Here is a 15,716-nt window from a genome sequence, read left to right on the forward strand (position 1 = left end):
TTGGCTCCTCTCAATGCCGGTGGGGCCGCCTTACAACGCAGCCAGCACCGCCTTCGTGATATCCGCCGTGCCGTTATTGCCGCCGAACTCCATCGGCTTGATTCCGCCCTCATAGGCCTTGTCGACCGCGCGCTCGATGCGTTCGGCGGCCTCAGTGGCGCTTTCCAGCCCGTGCTTGTCGGCGAGCCAGTCCAGCATCATCGCGGCCGACAAGATCATCGCGGTGGGATTGGCCTTACCCTGTCCCATGATGTCGGGCGCGGTGCCGTGGCACGGCTGGAACACGGCGTAGCGGTCGCCGATATCGGCCGAGGGCGCCATGCCTAGCCCACCGATCAGGCCGGCGGCGAGGTCGGAGAGAATGTCGCCGAACATGTTCTCCGTCACCATGACGTCGAAATCCCAGGGACGCTTTACCATCATCAGCGAGCAGGCATCGACATAGAGCCGGTCGGACTTCACGCCGGGATGACGCTTGGCGGCTTCATCGAACATCTCGCGAAAGAACGCGAACGCCCTGAACACGTTGGCCTTGTCGACGCAGGTCAGGCCGCCATTTGCCTTCCCGCGCGCCTTGCGGCGCTCGGCGAGGCGGAACGAGAATTCGAACAGCCGCTCCGAGGTCTTGCGGGTGATGACGAGCGTCTCGCGCGCCTCCGCATCGGTGACGACGCCCTTGCCCATCGAGGCGAACAGGCCTTCGGTCGATTCCCGGATCAGCACGAGGTCGATGCCGCGCTGATCGGCGCCGACGATCGGGCTTGGCACGCCCGGGATCAGCCGCGCCGGGCGCACGCCGGCATAGAGATCGAAATGGAAGCGCAGTTCGATCTGCGGCGCGATCTCGGTGTTGTCGGGGTAGCGCACCGACGGCAGGCCGCAGGCGCCGAGCAGGATAGCGTCCGCCTCTTCGCACAGCCGCACGGTGCTGTCGGGCATGGATTTTCCGGTCGCGAGATAATTGTTGGCGCCGGCCGGTGCTTCGGTGAAGCGAAACTTCAGCTCGCTCGTCGCCTCGATCTTGCGCAGGACTTCCAGCGCCGGCGCCATCACTTCAGGGCCGATGCCATCGCCGCCGAGCACGGCGATGTGGAGTGCGTTATTCGCGGACATGGGGGTTCCTTAAAGTGTTCGGACAGAGGTATTCCCGTCATTGCGAGCGAAGCGAAGCAATCCATCTCGCGGCATCACGGATGGGTTGATTGCTTCGTCGCGGAGCCTGTCATCGGGCGCGCATTCGCGCGACCCGTTGGCTCCTCGCAATGACGACGGCAACAAGCTACGGCGTCAGCACCGCGCGGCCGACCAGCTTACCCTTCTGCAAGTCGGCGAGCGCTTCGTTGGCTTTCGCGAGCGGCAGCGTCGTCACCGGAATCGGCGCGATCATCTTGTTTCGAACCAGTTCGAGCAATTCCTTGGTCTCGCGTAGGTTGCCGACATAGCTGCCCTGGATCGTGATCGCCTTGATCGGGATCAGCGGCAAAGCAAAGGTCGCACCGCCGCCGAACAGGCCGACAATGACGAGCTTGCCGCCCTTGGTCAGGCAGTCGAAGCCGAGCTGCGTGGTCTGCGCGTTGCCGACGAGGTCGATCACGGCGCGAATGGGTTCGCCGGCCTTTTTCGCGAGTTGCTCCAGCGCATCCGGCGCCTTGCCGTCAACGGTTGCAAGCGCACCGGCGGCCTCGGCCGCTTCGCGCTTGCGCGCATCGATGTCGACAACGATGGCGCCCTTGCCGCCCATCGCCTTTAGCAGCGACAGCGCCATCAGGCCGAGGCCGCCGGCGCCAAAGATGACGATCGGCGAGTTGAAGGCGAATTCGACCTTTTTCAGCGCACTATAGGTGGTGACGCCAGAGCAGGCATAGGGCGCCGCGGTGACGGGATCGAGTCCCTTCAGGTTCAACAGATATTTCGGGTTCGGCACTGTCATGTGATCGGCATAGCCGCCATCGCAATACACGCCGAGCGAGTTCGGCTTGACGATGCACATGTTCTCGTCGCCGCCGACGCAGGTAGCGCATTTGCCGCAGCCGAGCCAAGGATAGACCAGGGCTACGTCGCCGACCTTGAGATCGCCTTTGTCGGCAGCGGTAACGTCGGGCCCGAACGCTACGACCTCGCCGACCGTCTCGTGGCCCATCGTGCGCGGCAGCGACACGCCGCGGTCCTTCAGCGACAGCGGCTTGCGGCCATGGCCGAGATCGTAACCACCTTCCCAGATATGGAGGTCGCTGTGGCAGACGCCGGCGGCCTTCACCTTGATCAGCACCTGCGTACCCGTGGGCTGCGGCGTCTCCTGATCCACCTCTTTCAGCGGTGCGTTGAACTCGGCGACTTGAAAACTCTTCATCGCTTCTCTCCCGTCATTCTTGTTCTTGAACCATTTCTTGGGCGCTAGATACTTCTTGAGAACCGACATTGCCACGTCCGTCCCATCGAGACAAACGCGGGCGGCGCTCCCCGGGTATTCAGATCAGCGGGTGATGGCAAGCCACGAACTGGCCCGGCGCCACAGCGCGCAGTTCCGGCATCTCGTCGCTGCATCGTTGATCTGCGCGGGGACAGCGAGTGCGAAACCGGCAGCCGGACGGCGGCGCGATCGGCGACGGCGGCTCCCCCACGGGCACGGTTTCGGCGGGGCGCACATCCGGATCGGGCATCGGAATCGCTTCGATCAGGAGGGCGGTATAGGGATGCGCCGGCCTGGCGAAGAGCTGCTCGGAGGGGCCAACCTCGCAGAGACGCCCCAGATACATCACCGCGACGCGGTCGCTCACGGCTTTCACCACCGCGAGATCGTGCGCAATGAACAGCAACGTCAGCCCGAACCGGGCCTTCATCTCCTCGAGCAGATTGAGTATCTGGGCGCGTATCGATACATCGAGCGCGGAGACCGGCTCGTCACATACGATGAACTCGGGATTGAGAATGAGCGCGCGCGCGATGCAGATGCGCTGGCACTGGCCGCCGGAAAATTCATGCGGCAGCCGCCCGACGACGAGCGTCGGGTCAAGCCCGACCGCGCTCAGCACCTCGTAGACAAGCTGCCTGCGCCTCTCCGGATCCTTGACACCCGCGATCACCAGCGGCTCGGCGACGATATCGCCGATCTTGCGGCGCGGATTGAGCGAGGCGATCGGATCCTGGAAAATCAACTGCACGCGCCGGCGCATCAGCCGCAACACATCGCCTTGCATCGCCGTGAGATCGTGGCCATCGAACAGCACACGCCCGGCGGTTGGTCGGCGCAGTTGCAGGACGGCGCGGCCGAGCGTCGATTTTCCGCAACCGGATTCGCCGACCAGACCCAGCGTTTCGCCGCGGGCGATCTGCAAGGAGACGCCGGACACGGCATGAACGATCCTGGAACCGACAGGATACTCGACAACGAGATTGTCGACTTCGAGCAACGCGTCAGACGAAATCGATGGAGCGGATTGCGGCATCATGCGTTGGCATCCGCGTGGGCTTCTATCGGGTGGAAGCAGGCGAACTGATGGGCCTTCGTCTCTGTCGCCTCGAGCGCCGGTTTCTCGTTCTGGCAGCGGGCCACCGCATAGCGACAGCGCGGCGAGAACGAGCATCCCTTCAGTGGCCGCGTCGGATCTGGCGGACGCCCCGATATCGCCGGCAGCGGCGTGTGGGGCGCGGCGTCGAGTTTGGGGAGCGCCGCCAGGAGCGCCTCGGTATAGGGCATCCGCATCTTCTTGAACAAGGCAGGCGTCGGCGCGCGCTCAACCACGCGGCCGGCATACATCACCGCAACTTCGTCGGTGCGGCCAGCGACGACGCCGAGATCGTGGGTGATGATGATCATTGCCATATGGCGGCGACGCTGCTCCCTCGCCAAGAGATCGAGGATCTGCGCCTGGATCGTGACGTCGAGCGCGGTGGTCGGCTCGTCGGCAATCAGGAGTTTTGGTTCGCACGACAGCGCGATCGCAATTGCCACGCGCTGCCGCATCCCGCCGGAGAGCTGGTGCGGATACTGCGCCAGCCGCTGCTCGGGAGCCGGGATGCCGACCGCCGCGAGTAGCTCGACGCTGCGTCTGGTGGCGGCGGCGTCGTCCAGTTCGAGGTGCTCCTGCAATGTCTCGATCAACTGGGTCCCGATCGTGAGCACCGGGTTGAGCGAGGTCATCGGATCCTGAAATACCACCGCCAGCGACCGGCCGCGCAGCTTGCGCAGTTTCTCCGGCGGAAGCTGCAGCAGGTCCTGCCCATCGAACATCACCCGGCCGGAGAGCTTTGCCTTCTTAGGCAACAATTGCAGGACGGCCCGCGACAGCATCGTCTTGCCGCAGCCGGATTCGCCGACGATACCGAGCGTGCGCCCGGCGCCGACGGTGAGGCCGACATGATCTACCGCGCGCAGATTGCCGCGCGGGGTCGGAAGGTCGACCACGACATCTTCGACAGAAAGCAAGTTATTCCCGTTCACAACGCGCCCTGTCGTGGATCGGTCAGCGCTCGCAGCGTGTCGCCGACCAGATTGAAGGAAAGCACGGTAAGGAACATCGCCGCCGCCGGCAGGAACGCGAGCCGCGGGGCCACGTCGAGGCTCTCGCGCCCCTCCCCGATCATGCTGCCCCAGCTCGAGATCGGCGGCGGCACGCCGAGGCCGAGGAATGACAACGAGCCCTCGACGACGATGGTAATGGCAACGCCGAGCAGGAAGAAGGCAAACAGCGGCAGGATCACGTTCGGCAACAGTTCGCGCAACAGGATGCGCGCATGCGTGGCACCCAGTGCCTGCGCCGCGATAACGAATTCGCGCCGTGACAACGTCAGCGTCGCAGCGCGCGCCACCCGCATGAAGGCGGGAACGCCAAGGAAGCCGAGAATGAGAGTGAGATTGAGAATCGACTGCCCGAGATAGGCCGTTACGGCCAGCGCCAGGATAAGTGGCGGAAAGGCCAGCAGCACGTCCATGCTGCCGACAACGATCGATTCGAACCGGCCGCGGAAATAGCCCGCGAGCATGCCGAGTGCGCCGCCGATGGTGAGCCCAATTACAGGTGCGCAGAGACCGACCACGAGCGAAATCCGCGCACCGTAGATCAAGCGCGAAAGTTCGTCGCGGCCGAGCCCGTCGGTCCCTAGCCAATGTTCCGCAGAGAACGGGGCCCGCCGTTCAAGCATGTCCATGTCGGTCGGGCTCGGCAGCGGCAGGGCAGGCGCAAAGACTGCCATCGCGAAAACGAAAGTCATCCAGCCGATCGCCGCCCAGAACAGCATGCCACGCCGCCGGCCCTTGCGCGCAGGCTGGGTTACAGCAACCTCGGCAACATCGAGTTCAAGCGTGGCCATGGCGAATCCTGGGATCGAGAACCGCGTAGAGCATGTCGACGATGAAGTTCATGATGACGAAGCCCGCCCCGACCAATAACACTACCCCCTGCAGAATGATCAGGTCACGCGTCAGAATCGCACCGATCAGCAGCCGGCCAATGCCCGGAAGCGCAAAGATCGTCTCAACGATGACAGCGCCGCCGATCAGCCGGCCGATATTGATGCCGGTGATCGTGACCAAGGTCAGCGACGATGGTTTGAGAGCATGCACGAAGAGGATTCGTGCCGGCGTCAGGCCTTTTGCCTTGGCGAGCGCGATATAGTCTTCCTGCAAGGTCGCAATCATGTCGGAACGCAGCACGCGCATGATGCTCGGCCATTCCGCCAGTGCCAGCGTCAGCGACGGTAAAACGAGGAAGCGCAGGTTGGCGAGCGGGTCTTCGGCAAACGGCACATAGCCGGTGGCCGGCAGCCAGCGCAGTTCGACCGCGAAGAAATAGATCAACAGGATCGCCGACAGGAAGGTCGGCACAGACAACATGCCGAAAGCAGTGCCGGTCATGAAGCGATCGAACGGTCCACCGCTCCGCGCCGCGCAGATGATCGCTAAGGGAACACCGATTCCGAGCGCGCCGAGTTGTGCCAACAACATCAGTTCGAGCGAGACCGGCAGCCGCTCGGCGACCGCCTGCAGCACCGTCTGTCCGGTGCGGAACGAACGGCCGAAATCACCCTGCACGATGTTGCCGAGCCAGCCGAAGTAACGGACATAGATCGGCTGATCGAGTCCCATGTCCTTGCGCAGCGCGGCGACGTTCTCCGGCGTTGCCTGGTCGCCGAGGATCGTATAGGCGAGATCGCCCGGCAACAGGGACGCAATGAAGAACGTCAACAGCGATACGGCGATCAGGACCGGTATCAGGTACAGAAGCCTATGCGCCACAAACAGCAGCATGGAAGATTATTCCAGCCAGGTGCCGGAGACGTCCACCACCCCGCTGTACATTTTTGGCAAGCCCTTAAGCTTAGCGCTCGACAGCGCGTAATAGGTGTTCTGGAAAGTCCAAAACCAGATCGCTTCCTTGTTGATGATACGGCTGATCGCGCAATAGTCCTCGATGCGCTTGTTCGTGTCGGCCGTGGTTCGCGCCTGCTCAAGCAACTTGTCGAGTTCGGGATTGGAATAGTTGGCGAGCGCCACCGGGCTGCCGGTACGGAAGTTGGCATACATCTGGATGTCAGGATCGGCGAGATCGATGATTCGCCACGGCGTCAGTTGAAACTGGCGCATGAAGGCACGCGGCGGGATAGTGGCCTGATCGACCTGCTCGATCTCCATGTTGGCACCAGCCCGCTTCCACAATTGTTGTAGCACCTGGCCAACGGTGCGCCCACGGGGTGTCGCGGTGACGAGCATCTTGAAATCGACAGGCTTGCCGTAGTCCTTGATCAGTGCCTTGGCCTTCTCAAGGTCTTCGGGAAGCGCACCATCGTCCTTGCATTTGACCCAGGAGCCGTCGCCGTAGGGGTTGCTGGCAGGCCTTGCGAGACCATTGGTAATTGCCTGCGACATCTTCTTGCGGTCAAGCGCCATGACCAGCGCCTGGCGGACACGCACATCGTCGAACGGCGCGACCTTGGTGTTGAAGGCGTATACCTGCGCGCCGGACCCGACATAGGTGTGCACGGTCAGCTTCGGATCCTTCTGCGCCTTCATGATGTTGTCGGCGTCGTATTCGTCGTCCCAGATGATATCGGCCTCGCCGGATTGCAGGCTGGCAAACCGCGATTGCGCGTCCGGCAGCGGCTTCAACGTGATGCGGTCGAGATAGGGGCGGCCCTTGTTCCAATAGTCGGGATTTTTCTCAAGCACCATGCGGTCGCCCGCGCTCCATGACTTCAGGATATAAGGTCCGGTGCCGACGGGATTGCGGTTGTAGTCATCGCCCTTAGTCTTCCACGCGGTTGGCGACTGCACCGAATTGTTGGCGCTAGCAAAGCTCACAAGTGCCGGCATGTTCACCTGTGGGTCGTTCAGATTGTAGACCACTGTCAGCTCGTCGGGTGCCTGCACGTTGTTGACGTAGGCGATGTAAAAGGCACAGCGGCACTTGTTGGCAGGATCTTTCTGCCGATCGAAATTTTCCTTGACCGCTTGGGCGTTGAAAGGTGTGCCGTCGTGGAATTTGACGCCAGGTCGCAGCTTGAAGGTCCAAGTCTTGAAGTCCGCGGAAGGAGTCCAGGACAGCGCAAGTTTCGGTTGCACACCGCCCTTATCGTCCAGAGTCGTTAGAGTGTCGAAAATCGCCGCTGCTGCAGTTCCGGCCGAGGTATCGAACACACCGACTTTCAGAGGATCGAAACCGGGGATATCGAGCTCAAGGCCGAAGGTGATGCTGCCGCCCGCTTTCTGCGCGTTGGCCGGCATTGCTGACAACGCCACGCCAAATCCCGCCACAAGAAATATTCGCGCGAGCGCGCTCAAACGGATCACCGCTTTCATGGATATTCCCTCCGATATGTCGTTCGTCCGGTATTCCGGATCGTCGATGTCTATCGGAGATTGTCCGGAAACGCCGTCACGGGCAAGGGCGTTTGCAAGCCGCGGATGAAAAGCCGCAGCATCGACACCCTTGCGTCGCGACGCGCTGCCGTCAGGCGCGCTCGGCCAACTGCGCCTTGCCGGCGAAGGATGCGATCTCACCCTCCGACAGACCGGTCTCCTTCAGGTAGGCGCGCGTGTGCTCGCCGAGCGTCGACATGCGCTTCGCCGCCGACACGTTGGCGCCCGACATGCGGAACGGCAAATTGAGGACCTTGAAGGTGCCGCCGCCGTCCTCCACTTCGGCCAATGCGCCGCGATGGGCAATCTGCGGATCGCGCAGCGCCTCGGAGACCGTGCGATAGGCCGATGAGGGAACGCCATGCGCATTAAGCGCGGTGAGGCACTGCGCGGTCGTCACGGTGCGCGACCATGCTTCCACGCCTTCCATCAGGCTCGTCCAGTTTTCCCTCCGATCGGAATATTTGGCAAAGCGCGGATCGCTCACCCATTCCGGATGACCGATCACCAGCATCAGGCTCTGGAAGGTTTTCTCGCTGGCGATCGCCATCATCACATAGCCGTCCGTGGTTTCGATCGGGCCGAACATCGGCCGTTGCGTCGGCTTCACTTCGAATTGCGACCATTGCAGTTCGTTCAACGTCAGGCTCAGCATGGATTCCAGCATCGAGACGTCGATATGCTGGCCCTGCCCGGTTGTCGTGCGCTGATACAGCGCCGCCGAGATCGCGCCGAATGCGTAGACTCCGGTGAGTACGTCGGCGTGATAGATGCCGCAATAGTCCGGCCGGCTTCGTCCCGGCTGGTAGGCCAGATGCGCCATCTCATAGCCTGATGCCGCGTGAATCACCGGCGCATAGGCAGGCAGCTCCGCCGATGGCCCGGTCTGGCCATATCCGGAGATCGAGCAATAGACCAGTTTCGGATTGAGGCCGTGCAGGGAGGCATAATCGAGCTTCAATCGCCGCATCACGCCGGGGCGAAAATTCTCCACCAGCACGTCTGCAGTCGCGACCAATCGGCGAACGGCCTCGGCGCCCCTGGGTGATTTCAGATCGAGCACCAGACTGTTCTTGCCGACATTGAGCTGGCCGAAGGCGGTCGAACAATTATTCCGCACCGGCGGACGGGTCCGCATCGTCTCGCCTTCCTCGGTTTCAATCTTGATGACCTCGGCGCCCATATCGGCTAGCATGCGCGTGCAGTGAGGCCCGGCAATCGTGGTTGAGAAATCGAGGACGCGCAGGCCTGCGAAGCTGCCTGTCATATTCCTCTGCTCGTTACCGGCTATCGTCATTCTCGTGTAACTCCTTGGGCCTAACGGCACTTGTTGTTGGCGCGGCGTGACCCTAATGGGCGCCGCCGCGGCAGGAAAGCCTTTCGCATCAGGAACCGATAGCTAGGGCCCGGCATTGTCGTCAGTAGACTGGACCTTGGAATAAACTGGACCCTTTCTTGCATTTCCTCTCATCAGAGGCTGGTAGAGGGCATTCCTTTGAGAGTCTTATTCATCACTACGGAAATGGATGATTTCGTCCGGGTGGGCGGGCTTGCCGCCGTGTCCGCCGCCCTGCCCCGGGCGCTTCGCCGACGAAGCGACGTCAGGGTCATGCTGCCCGGCTACCGGGACGTCGTCGAGCAACTCACCCACATTGATATTGTTGGACAATGTGACCCGCTGGCGGAGATGCCGGCCTGCTCGGTCGGGCGGGCCGCGACTAAGGACGGCCTGCCGGTCTACGTCCTGCTCTGCCCGCAATTATATGACCGGCCCGGCAACCCCTATGGCGATGAGTCCGGCCGCGACTGGCCCGACAACGACATCCGCTTCGGGCGGCTTGCATCCGCTGCCGCCGAACTTGCCTTGGGCAAGGTGGACAAGAATTGGACAGCGGACCTGGTTCACGCCAATGACTGGCAGGCTGCGTTGACGCCGGCCTACCTGGCTTGGAAGGACGCAAAAGTTCCTTCGATCCTGACCATCCACAACCTCGCCTATCAGGGACTCTTTCCCGCAGACTCGCTGCGCCGCATCGGGGCGCCTGAAAGCTCCTTCCACATCGACGGGCTCGAATTCTACGATCACGTGTCGTTCCTGAAAGGCGGCCTCGTCTACGCCTCACATCTGACCACCGTCAGCGCGACCTACGCAAAGGAGATCACGACGCGCGAGCTCGGCTGCGGGCTCGAAGGCCTGCTGAAGCGCCGCTCGGACGCCGATCAACTGACCGGCATCCTGAACGGCATCGATGAAAGCTGGGATCCGCGCGCCTGCGCACAATTGGCGCAGACCTTTGGCGCCGGCGATTGGGAGGGCAAGCAGGCGAACGCGAACTATGTCCGCAAGCAGTTTGGCCTGGCGGTGTCACGCGGGCCGATTTTTGCGCTTGTCGCCCGGCTCGTCCACCAGAAGGGCGTCGACCTCGTATTGTCAGCCGCCGACAAAATCATCGATGCCGGCGGCCAGATCGTCGTGACCGGCAGCGGCGAACCCCACATCGAGAAGGCGCTGGTCGAGGCACATCTGCGCCGGCCGGACGCGATCGGTGTCGTCATCGGCTTCAACGATGGACAGGCGCGGCGGATGTTTGCCGGCAGCGATTTCACGCTGATGCCGTCACGGTTCGAGCCGTGCGGGCTGAGCCAGATGTATGCGCAGCGGTTCGGATCGCTGCCGATCGGTCACCAGACCGGCGGGCTGGCGGAGACCATCAAGGACGGTGAAACCGGATTCCTGTTCTCGAAGCCGTCGCCGGAGTCGTTTCTCGGCGGCGTGCGGCGGGCGTTCGAAGCTTTCCGCGCCAAGGACCGGCTCGACACGATGCGACGCAACGCAATGGCTCGATCGTTTAGCTGGGATCTTTCGGCCGCCTGCTACAACGCGCTCTACCACAAGACGGTCGCGCCTTCGATCGCCGCGTAATCCGATCTACTCCGCCGCTTGCGGCATCACCTCCGTCTGCTCGTGGAGGATGACGCCGGAGAGCGGATCGAACTCGCCGAGCCAGGGCTTCTTCTCAAGCACTGCTTTGGTATGGCGGTAACCGGCGTCCCAGCGCTGCATGATGCCGGACGGACTGAAATCGATGTCCTTGGTGTGGTCCTCCCGGCTGAGCTGCGGAGCGAGCAGCCGCACGACATGCATCCGGGTCGGGCAGCCATAGCCCGTCAGTTCCCTCACCGCCTCGCTGTTGCGCTCGGCCTCAGGCAGGCGCGCGGCGAGCTGGCTGATGACGTGGCGCAGGCGATGCGCCTGCTGCTGTCGCGCGATGTGACTGGCGATCCGGCTTGAATACTGCACGTCCTTGTGCCGGTTCAGCACCTCCGCCATCGTGGTCGGCTCGGCGCCGGACGGATTCCAAAGATGCACGGCGAAGATCAACGAGTTCTGGCGCGGATTATCATCGAATACAGCCTCCGTCGGCGTATTCGATAGTATGCCACCATCCCAGTAAAGCTCGCCGTCGATGCGGATCGCCGGGAATGCCGGCGGCAGCGCGCCCGACGCCATGATGTGCCTGATGCCAAGCTCGCAGTCCCGGCTGTCGAAATAGCGCATCTGGCTGGTGCGGACATGAGCGGCGCCGACCGTCAGGCGTGGCGAGCATTGATTGACCAGCTCAAAATCGACCAGCTCGCTCAAGGTTCGCTCCAGCGGCGCGGTCGAGTAGTAGCCGGCATTGTCGGCGCCGAGCGGATAGGAATCGCCGGCATGGGCCAACGGGTTGGGCCGAAAGAAGCCGGGAATGCCGTTGGTCACGGTCGACCAGTAGGAGAGCTTTTCGTTGAAACCTGGAAAGATGTCGCGAAAGGTCCAGACCGGACTCTGTTCCATCTTCTTCCAGAATTCGCGAAGGCGCGACAATCGGTTCTGCGGCGCGTTGCCGGCGATCAGGCCGGCATTGATCGCGCCGATCGAGGTGCCGATGATCCAGTCCGGTTCGATTCCGGCCTGATGCAGCGCTTGATAGACACCGGCCTGATAAGAGCCAAGTGCGCCGCCGCCCTGCAGCACCAGGACGATCTGACCCGAATCCGACCTGGCCCGCGATCGCAAGTTCGGCGAAGAACCGATATCCTGAACGTCCTTCATGTCACGCTCCCTCGGATTTTGTCGTGCTCGGCTCTGATTCAATCAGAACCGAAAAGGCTCTAGTGCGCGGTCCAGCCGCCATCGACCGGCAGCGCGATGCCGGTGATCGAGGCCGCCGCGTCGCTGGCAAGAAACACCGTCAGCGCGCCGAGCTCTTCGACAGTGGCAAAACGCTTGTTCGGTTGCTGCGCCAGCAACACGTCATGGATGACCTGCTCGCGGGAAATACCGTGCGCCCTGGCCTGGCCGTCGATCTGCGCCTCGACCAGCGGCGTGTAGACGTAACCCGGGCAGATCGCGTTGCAGGTGATGCCCTCTTCCGCGGTCTCCAGCGCCGCCACCTTGGTCAGGCCGACGATGCCGTGCTTGGCGGCAACATAGGCCGCCTTGAAAGGCGAAGCGACCAGGCCGTGCGCCGAGGCAACGTTGATGATGCGGCCGAACCTGTTCTGGCGCATCGTGGGCAATGCGAGCCGCATGGTGTGAAATGCCGATGACAGATTGATCGACAGGATCGCGTCCCATTTCTCAACCGGAAACTGATCGAGCGGCGCGACGTGTTGAATGCCGGCATTGTTGACCAGAATATCGAGCTGACCGTGACTGGCGACCGTGGTCGCGATCATCTCGGCGATTGCTTCCCGGCTCGTCATATCGGCCGCGGAGTAGCTGACTTCGACGCCGAAATCGGCGGTAAGCTGATCGCGGGTCTTGGCGATCTCGGCCGCGAGGCCGAAACCGTTCAGCACCACCGCCGAGCCGGCTTCGGCCAACGCACGGGCGATCCCGAGCCCGATACCGCTGGTCGAGCCCGTGACCAGCGAGACCTTGCCTGTCAGTGGGCGCAAGGCCGAAGCCCCCTGTGTCTTGAGCTGAATATTCATGGGCCGCCCTTTCGTGTGGCTGGTCAACGTCGTAACGAAACCATTTCCGCCGCAATCTGCACGCTTGGCACGGCTTCAAGGAAATGCCCTTTGGCTTCCAAAACCATACGCCTGCGCTATGGCGGTTTGGGTAGTCATCGGGGGGCGCCATCGGGTAGCTTTCCTGCACGACAGACCGGGGCACGACCATGGAGATGCATCAGGTTCGCTACTTCCTTGCGGTCGCGCGCGTGCTCAACTTCACGCGCGCCGCCGACGAGTGCAACGTCACGCAGCCGTCGCTGACGCGGGCAATCAAGCAACTCGAAGCCGAACTCGGCGGCGATCTGTTTCGCCGCGAGCGCCCGGCCGCGCAATTGACCGAGCTCGGGCAGCGCATGCATCCGCTGCTCAAGCAATGCTATGAGGCGGCGACCGGCGCGCGCGAACTTGCCTCATCCTTCAAGAGCGGCGAAGTCGGCGCGCTCCGGATCGCGCTGACCCATTCGGTCGATCTGTCGCTATTGATTCCGCATCTCGACCAGATCAAGCGGATGTTCAACCGTCTGGAGTTTCGCTTCTTGCGCGGCAACGCCCGCGAAGTCGCGGAATATCTCAAGAAGGGCGAAGCCGAACTCGGCATTGCCGCCGAAATCAGCGAAGAGTGGGACCGGCTCGATACCTGGCCGCTGTTTACCGAAAACTTTCAGCTCGTCATCAACCGGAAGCATCCGCTGGAAGAGCGCGATAAACTCGACTTCGGCGATCTTCGCGCCGAACAGTTGTTGTCGCGGAACTACTGCGAACATGCGGCGCGGGTGAACTCTTCGCTTCGCGAACACGGCCTCGATGTCGATCGCAGCCACGAGATCGCATCCGAGCGCGATCTGATCGAGTTGTTGGAGGCCGATATCGGCGTCGCCGTGGTACCCGATACAGCGTCGATCCCACCGACGCTAAAGCGCGCCAGCGTCGAGGGGCTAGATGCGCGGCGAACGGTAAAACTTTACGGCGTGGCCGGACGTGAACGGACTGCGGTGGCATCCGCCGTAATGCGGATGCTGCGCAGCACCAACTGGCAGCAATTCATCGACAGGAATGGAACTCCCTGAGAGCTCCGGCTGCATCGGTTCCCTCGCTTTCGGCCGCATTGCGCTGAGTACGATCCCCTTAAAATCCAGGACGGCCGCACCATATAGAGATCTGGCTGGGAGTTGGAGGGACCGATGAAATCTCATCCGCGCCCGAACCGCAAAGATTGGGAGCAGATCGCCGAGGATTTACAGGAGACAGCGGATAAGCTGCCGCCCGGCGATGACAAGGAAGCCGCCAAGCGCAAAGCGTTGCAAATGAGGAAGGCAGTCGAAATCAGAAATTGGCTGACTTCCCCAGGCATGCAACCACCCCGCTGATGCAGTGCTTGCCCGGTGGAACCGTGGCGCATGCATGCTCGGTGGCGCATGTCTGCTCGGTAGGGTGAATATCTGCTCGATAAAGAGCGACCCCGCCATTTGAAATCGCAGAATGACGGGGCCGTCGGAGCATTTCATCTTCTATGAAGAAGATTACTTGCTCCTTAGCTACGTAACCTTCGACGTGCGATCACGTTCCGGGTCTCTTCGAGATCTTTCTTTCTCGGAGATTTCTCTTCCCGAAGTTTCTCCACCGGTTCCGGTACCAACGCTTTTGTATCCGGTCGGACCGGCCTTGTGCGGCAGCGATCCTGTTCGCGCGAGCTTGCGCCCCCTCAGGCAATTCTCGGAACCGCTTCCCCTTCCCGGAATTTCTGTAGCTGAGGCGAGGTTGCCATGACTGGACTGCTCGCCGGCGTCGTCGAGCTTGCGGATGCCGGCCCGCGCCAGCAACGCTGGGGACCTGTGCCAGGCGCTGCGCCACGAAGCTGCGCTGAATTCGGTCTCGATCAAGGGAGATCAGCCATGCCGCAGATCCACGCCGACAAACAACCCGTTACCCAGATCACGATCGTCGAGTCGGAGCCCGAGAAGCAGGCGGAGGCGTTGTCGGTCATGACCGAGCGCGCCCGCTTCATGGCGCGTCAGCCGGGCTTCATATCGATCAGCCTGCATCGCAGTCTCGATGGACGCCGTATTGTCAACTACGTGCAATGGCAGAGCAGCGATCTGCTGCGATCGGCCCATCAATCGCCAGAGTTTCGCAAGCAGTGGGGCCACTTCGACGAAATCACGAGCGAGATCGATCCGCATCTGTATGAAGTTTCTGCCGTCATAGACGGGAAGGCGTAAGCATCGCAAACAACCCGTGGGAGCAGCCCAATGCCGGACTCCCGACCATTGATCGCGCCCTCCGGAACGGGAATCTTGGACCCGGGGACCGGCGCTCCCGTGCGTGACGAGTACTTTTTTGCTGGATTGAATAATGAGCTCAGCGACAAAGGCTTCTTCGTTACCGCGGCTGATGATTTGATCACGTGGGCCCGCGGCGGTTCGTTGATGTGGATGACATTCGGCCTCGCTTGCTGCGCAATCGAGATGATGCAGATGGCGATGCCCCGCTACGACGCCGAGCGGTTTGGATTTGCGCCCCGAGCCAGTCCACGGCAGGCCGACGTCATGATCGTCTCCGGTACACTGTGCAACAAGATGGCCCCCGCGCTGCGCAAGGTCTACGATCAGATGCCCGAGCCGCGATATGTGATTTCGATGGGTTCGTGCGCCAACGGCGGCGGCTATTATCACTATTCGTACTCGGTCGTGCGTGGCTGCGACCGCATCGTTCCCGTCGATATCTATGTTCCGGGCTGCCCGCCGACCGCCGAAGCGCTGCTGTATGGCGTGATGCTGTTGCAGAAGAAGATTCGGCGTTCAGGCACCATCGAACGCTGACGTCGATCGCCAACCTTGCCAGAACTTCGCTCGAAAGCGCT

15 protein-coding genes are annotated in these 15,716 nt (G+C 62.2%); 5 read left to right on the plus strand and 10 right to left on the minus strand.

Annotated features, from left to right (window positions below; genetic code table 11):
• Positions 1-30: 30 nt before the first annotated feature.
• The 8 genes from KJQ96_RS01560 to KJQ96_RS01595 all read right to left on the minus strand — a co-directional run bounded on the left by KJQ96_RS01560 (position 31) and on the right by KJQ96_RS01595 (position 9,122).
• The gene (locus tag KJQ96_RS01560; protein ID WP_213284939.1) at positions 31-1,113 is read right to left on the minus strand and encodes an isocitrate/isopropylmalate dehydrogenase family protein; all 1,083 of its coding nucleotides are present in this window, start codon (positions 1,111-1,113) and stop codon (positions 31-33) included.
• Positions 1,114-1,279: 166 nt separating this feature from the next.
• A complete protein-coding gene (locus tag KJQ96_RS01565) occupies positions 1,280-2,350 on the minus strand; it encodes an alcohol dehydrogenase (RefSeq protein WP_213285119.1) in 1,071 nt (356 codons plus the stop codon).
• A gap of 118 nt (positions 2,351-2,468) precedes the next feature.
• Complete coding sequence (locus tag KJQ96_RS01570; protein ID WP_213284940.1) at positions 2,469-3,449, minus strand: ABC transporter ATP-binding protein; 981 nt, start codon at positions 3,447-3,449, stop codon at positions 2,469-2,471.
• Complete coding sequence (locus KJQ96_RS01575) at positions 3,446-4,426, minus strand: ABC transporter ATP-binding protein (RefSeq protein WP_249733587.1); 981 nt, start codon at positions 4,424-4,426, stop codon at positions 3,446-3,448. Before KJQ96_RS01575 ends, KJQ96_RS01570 begins: the two co-directional genes overlap by 4 nt.
• Positions 4,427-4,437: 11 nt before the next feature.
• Positions 4,438-5,310, minus strand: a complete 873-nt coding sequence (locus KJQ96_RS01580) for an ABC transporter permease (RefSeq protein ID WP_213284942.1) — start codon at positions 5,308-5,310, stop codon at positions 4,438-4,440.
• On the minus strand, positions 5,297-6,247 hold the full coding sequence (locus KJQ96_RS01585) for an ABC transporter permease (RefSeq protein ID WP_213284943.1): 951 nt from the start codon (positions 6,245-6,247) through the stop codon (positions 5,297-5,299). Before KJQ96_RS01585 ends, KJQ96_RS01580 begins: the two co-directional genes overlap by 14 nt.
• Positions 6,248-6,253: 6 nt before the next feature.
• Positions 6,254-7,795 carry an ABC transporter substrate-binding protein gene (locus tag KJQ96_RS01590; RefSeq protein ID WP_249733589.1) on the minus strand — a complete coding sequence of 514 codons (1,542 nt, stop codon included), beginning with the start codon at positions 7,793-7,795 and terminating at the stop codon, positions 6,254-6,256.
• 151 nt (positions 7,796-7,946) lie between these two features.
• Positions 7,947-9,122 carry a CaiB/BaiF CoA-transferase family protein gene (locus KJQ96_RS01595; protein ID WP_213284944.1) on the minus strand — a complete coding sequence of 392 codons (1,176 nt, stop codon included), beginning with the start codon at positions 9,120-9,122 and terminating at the stop codon, positions 7,947-7,949.
• Between the two features lie 228 nt (positions 9,123-9,350).
• On the opposite strand from KJQ96_RS01595, the gene glgA reads away from it, so the two are divergent.
• Positions 9,351-10,778, plus strand: coding sequence for a glycogen synthase GlgA (gene glgA / locus KJQ96_RS01600; RefSeq protein ID WP_213284945.1), 1,428 nt, complete (start codon positions 9,351-9,353; stop codon positions 10,776-10,778).
• Between the two features lie 6 nt (positions 10,779-10,784).
• On the opposite strand, the gene KJQ96_RS01605 is transcribed toward glgA, so the two are convergent.
• Positions 10,785-11,948, minus strand: a complete 1,164-nt coding sequence (locus KJQ96_RS01605) for a patatin-like phospholipase family protein (RefSeq protein ID WP_213284946.1) — start codon at positions 11,946-11,948, stop codon at positions 10,785-10,787.
• A gap of 59 nt (positions 11,949-12,007) precedes the next feature.
• The gene (locus KJQ96_RS01610) at positions 12,008-12,832 is read right to left on the minus strand and encodes a 3-hydroxybutyrate dehydrogenase (RefSeq protein ID WP_213284947.1); all 825 of its coding nucleotides are present in this window, start codon (positions 12,830-12,832) and stop codon (positions 12,008-12,010) included.
• Between the two features lie 188 nt (positions 12,833-13,020).
• Between KJQ96_RS01610 and KJQ96_RS01615 the strand changes: the two genes are divergently transcribed.
• The 4 genes from KJQ96_RS01615 to KJQ96_RS01630 all read left to right on the plus strand — a co-directional run bounded on the left by KJQ96_RS01615 (position 13,021) and on the right by KJQ96_RS01630 (position 15,675).
• Positions 13,021-13,923, plus strand: a complete 903-nt coding sequence (locus tag KJQ96_RS01615) for a LysR family transcriptional regulator (protein ID WP_213284948.1) — start codon at positions 13,021-13,023, stop codon at positions 13,921-13,923.
• Between the two features lie 114 nt (positions 13,924-14,037).
• A complete protein-coding gene (locus KJQ96_RS01620; protein WP_028347356.1) occupies positions 14,038-14,223 on the plus strand; it encodes a hypothetical protein in 186 nt (61 codons plus the stop codon).
• Between the two features lie 396 nt (positions 14,224-14,619).
• Positions 14,620-15,075, plus strand: a complete 456-nt coding sequence (locus KJQ96_RS01625) for an antibiotic biosynthesis monooxygenase (protein WP_213284949.1) — start codon at positions 14,620-14,622, stop codon at positions 15,073-15,075.
• Between the two features lie 30 nt (positions 15,076-15,105).
• Positions 15,106-15,675: an NADH-quinone oxidoreductase subunit B family protein gene (locus KJQ96_RS01630; protein ID WP_213284950.1), complete on the plus strand. Its 570-nt coding sequence runs from the start codon at positions 15,106-15,108 to the stop codon at positions 15,673-15,675.
• Positions 15,676-15,716 lie beyond the last annotated feature (41 nt).

Source organism: Bradyrhizobium sp. sGM-13 (genome assembly GCF_018398875.1).
Classification (GTDB): domain Bacteria; phylum Pseudomonadota; class Alphaproteobacteria; order Rhizobiales; family Xanthobacteraceae; genus Bradyrhizobium.

What these genes read in the sequence shown, in the direction of transcription:
- KJQ96_RS01560 (WP_213284939.1), bottom strand. Translation starts at nt 1,113, where the DNA reads ATGTCCGCGAATAACGCACTCCACATCGCCGTGCTCGGCGGCGATGGC.
- KJQ96_RS01565 (WP_213285119.1), bottom strand. Translation starts at nt 2,350, where the DNA reads ATGAAGAGTTTTCAAGTCGCCGAGTTCAACGCACCGCTGAAAGAGGTG.
- KJQ96_RS01570 (WP_213284940.1), bottom strand. Translation starts at nt 3,449, where the DNA reads ATGATGCCGCAATCCGCTCCATCGATTTCGTCTGACGCGTTGCTCGAA.
- KJQ96_RS01580 (WP_213284942.1), bottom strand. Translation starts at nt 5,310, where the DNA reads ATGGCCACGCTTGAACTCGATGTTGCCGAGGTTGCTGTAACCCAGCCT.
- KJQ96_RS01585 (WP_213284943.1), bottom strand. Translation starts at nt 6,247, where the DNA reads ATGCTGCTGTTTGTGGCGCATAGGCTTCTGTACCTGATACCGGTCCTG.
- KJQ96_RS01590 (WP_249733589.1), bottom strand. Translation starts at nt 7,795, where the DNA reads ATGAAAGCGGTGATCCGTTTGAGCGCGCTCGCGCGAATATTTCTTGTG.
- KJQ96_RS01595 (WP_213284944.1), bottom strand. Translation starts at nt 9,122, where the DNA reads ATGACAGGCAGCTTCGCAGGCCTGCGCGTCCTCGATTTCTCAACCACG.
- KJQ96_RS01605 (WP_213284946.1), bottom strand. Translation starts at nt 11,948, where the DNA reads ATGAAGGACGTTCAGGATATCGGTTCTTCGCCGAACTTGCGATCGCGG.
- KJQ96_RS01610 (WP_213284947.1), bottom strand. Translation starts at nt 12,832, where the DNA reads ATGAATATTCAGCTCAAGACACAGGGGGCTTCGGCCTTGCGCCCACTG.
- KJQ96_RS01615 (WP_213284948.1), top strand. Translation starts at nt 13,021, where the DNA reads ATGGAGATGCATCAGGTTCGCTACTTCCTTGCGGTCGCGCGCGTGCTC.
- KJQ96_RS01620 (WP_028347356.1), top strand. Translation starts at nt 14,038, where the DNA reads ATGAAATCTCATCCGCGCCCGAACCGCAAAGATTGGGAGCAGATCGCC.
- KJQ96_RS01625 (WP_213284949.1), top strand. Translation starts at nt 14,620, where the DNA reads ATGACTGGACTGCTCGCCGGCGTCGTCGAGCTTGCGGATGCCGGCCCG.
- KJQ96_RS01630 (WP_213284950.1), top strand. Translation starts at nt 15,106, where the DNA reads ATGCCGGACTCCCGACCATTGATCGCGCCCTCCGGAACGGGAATCTTG.